The organism is Mesorhizobium sp. M7A.F.Ca.US.006.04.2.1, from assembly GCF_004022915.1.
Classification (GTDB): domain Bacteria; phylum Pseudomonadota; class Alphaproteobacteria; order Rhizobiales; family Rhizobiaceae; genus Mesorhizobium; species Mesorhizobium ciceri.
In genome coordinates this window covers 1-2,492 of record NZ_RZQA01000889.1, presented here as the reverse complement: position 1 = coordinate 2,492, position 2,492 = coordinate 1, and the positions used below count along the sequence as shown (strand labels likewise).

The following is a 2,492-nucleotide window of genomic DNA, read 5'->3' as shown; positions in this document are numbered from 1 at the left end:
CCTTTGGCATGGCGCCGGTGGTGCTGCCGACCAATATGTCGCGCGCGGCGCCTGATGCGCTGGAGGCAGCGGGCAGCCTGATGGTCACCTCTTTCCAAATTGCCATCACCATCGGCGCGGTTGTCGGCGGCTATGTCGTGGACACCTATGGCGCGACTGGGCCTTTGACTCTGACTGCTATCCTTGCCGCATCGACCGCTGTCTTGGCGCTGCTGCAGCCTCGCAGCTGAACTTTGCAGCCGCCGATACAGTAGCCTCAAATCCTGCCGCCAGCGATGTTGCAGGCGCGATACACAAGTTGAGGCCGGGAACACGTTGCATCTTGCCGCAATCGAAGGCTAAGGACGCTCGGCTTCGGCCATTGGAGGGTGATCGACGATCAAGTCGCGCCCTTTTTGAGGAGATGACTGACATGAAGAAGTTTTTGTTTGTTGCCGTCGGCCTGGCGGTGCTTGCCGGTTCGGCTTGCTCGAAGGCGCCTGAGTGCACGGCGGAGATCGCGACCAAGAAGGCGCAGGACATGGCTGCAGCACTTCAGGAGGCGATCACCAAGGACCCGGCCAAGGCGGCTGATCTGACCGCCAAGGTCCAGGCGGTGACAACCAAGTATCAGGGCGCCACGACATTGGCCGACGCCTGCAAGGCCTATGACGAAGTGACGGCCGCGATCAAGGGCTGACACCCTGATTTGAGATCAAGGCCTAAGCGCCTGATTCGATGGGCTCAAGTGAGAGGGCGGTGACCGTTGGGTCGCCGCCTTTTTCCTTGGTTTTTTCAGTTCGGCGCGATGGAGCCGACTTCGACCGCGTCGACCCGCTTCAGGCTCATGCCGATCACCGGCACCAATTGGTCGTTGACGCGCACGGCGATAGTCACCGTCATCGAATTGTCGTCAGGGATGCGAGCCTGCATGACGCCGCGCAGCTGGTTGCGGTTGATGGTGAAGACCACCTTGCGGGGATCGACGACGTTGCCGCCGATGATGTCGAGGCCGGAACCGGTCGCGCCACCCATGAAGCTGCCCTTGTAGCCCTCGCGGCCCTTGCGCTCGATTTTGGCCGACATTGGCTGGGTGAACACACCGACCCGGCAGCCGCCGTCGAGCGACATGCCGACCTTGCCGTCGGGCGTCGAGCCGGTGAAGCTGCAGTTGAACTTGGTGCCCTTGTACTTGCCGGCGACGATTTCGCCGGGACCGATCCACTTGCCTTCGGCAGACTGGAAGAACTGCTTGTCCGGCTCCGCCGCAGAGGCCACTCCGGCAATGCCGACGACTGTCGTAATCACCGTTGCCAGGGACAGGACGCTGGATAGAATTACGCTTTTCATCGACGACACCCGGCAACAAAGATGCTGTTTGGAACCGGTCTGACCATGAACAAGATTGGTTAATGCTTCGTCACCGCGGGGCCGCCGCAGAGCAGTCCGGTAACGATTCCGAATGCCCGGACACTCCAGCCCGGCTCACTTGCCGGAGGGGGTCGTTGCACCGTCTTTCCTGGTTGCGAACGATGTCAGCGCCGAGAGGAAGTCGCCCAATCCGGGACGTTTGGCGGCGCTGAAGGGCAGGGGTCGAGCCGTCTCCATCGCGGCGATGCCGATGCGCGCCGTCATCATGCCGTTGACGACGCCCTCGCCAAGCTTGGCCGAAAGACGCGCGGCCAGGCCGTGGCCAACGATCTGCTGGACGACACTGTCGCCGACCGCGATCGAACCGGTGACCGCCAGATGCGCCAGAACGCTGCGCGCCAGGCGGAAGAAACCCAGCGTTCCCGGCCGTCCGCCATAGAGTTCCGACAGGCGCCGAATGAGCCGCCCGGCCTCGAACACGACATAGGCAACATCGACCAGTGCGCGTGGACTGACCGCCGTCACCAGCGAGACGCGTTTGGCAGCTTCGAGAATCATCACTTTCGCTCTGGCATCGAGTGGTCCGAGAATTTCAGCCTCCGCCAGGCGCACGAGATTGCCGCCGTCGATGATTTCGCCGCGCAATTCGGCCAGCGCGCGCCGGCCGGCCGCGGTCTCGGGTTTGGCCGAGACAAAGGCCGACAATTCGTCGACGACCGATCGTGCCGCCTTGGGATCGTCGCGGGCGATCGCATCGAGCGCCCGCTTCTGCAGCTTTTCGACCTCGGCGAGGCGGGCGATCGCCAGGAATTCGCGAATCAGGATCACCACAAGCGCCAGCACGGCGATGGCGGCCATGCCGGCGGCCAGCCAGCCCAGCCACTCAGCGCGCGCAAAGAGGTCGCGTATGAGCTGGTCGGTCCACAGGCCGACCGCCAGCGAAACCAGCACGCCGAAGGCGCCGAAGAAGATGCTGCCGAGCAGCGAGCGTTTCCTGGGGGCGACGGCTGGTGGCGGCTCCGCGGCAATGATGTCGGGCTCGTCGAAGACATCGACTTTCGCCGGAATGACCATCGCGACATGGGTTTTCATCGCGCGGGGTTTGCGCTGGGTGTCGGCCTGGATGTTGCGCGGCTCAGGGG

Annotated in this window: 3 protein-coding genes and 1 pseudogene; 2 read left to right on the top strand and 2 right to left on the bottom strand. The window is 63.5% G+C overall.

Annotated elements, in window-relative coordinates:
- Positions 1 to 230: pseudogene (locus EN925_RS31740) on the top strand (MFS transporter); the annotation flags it as partial.
- 182 nt (positions 231 to 412) lie between these two features.
- On the top strand, positions 413 to 679 hold the full coding sequence (locus tag EN925_RS31735; protein WP_013531867.1) for a hypothetical protein: 267 nt from the start codon (positions 413 to 415) through the stop codon (positions 677 to 679).
- 95 nt (positions 680 to 774) lie between these two features.
- Here EN925_RS31735 and EN925_RS31730 read toward each other — a convergent pair whose 3' ends face one another.
- Together EN925_RS31730 and EN925_RS31725 are read right to left on the bottom strand one after the other, a co-directional pair.
- Positions 775 to 1,329 carry a hypothetical protein gene (locus EN925_RS31730; RefSeq protein ID WP_013531866.1) on the bottom strand — a complete coding sequence of 185 codons (555 nt, stop codon included), beginning with the start codon at positions 1,327 to 1,329 and terminating at the stop codon, positions 775 to 777.
- A gap of 135 nt (positions 1,330 to 1,464) precedes the next feature.
- Entirely contained in the window at positions 1,465 to 2,475 is a 1,011-nt protein-coding gene (locus EN925_RS31725; protein WP_245487374.1) for a YcjF family protein, read from the bottom strand.
- Positions 2,476 to 2,492: the final 17 nt, after the last annotated feature.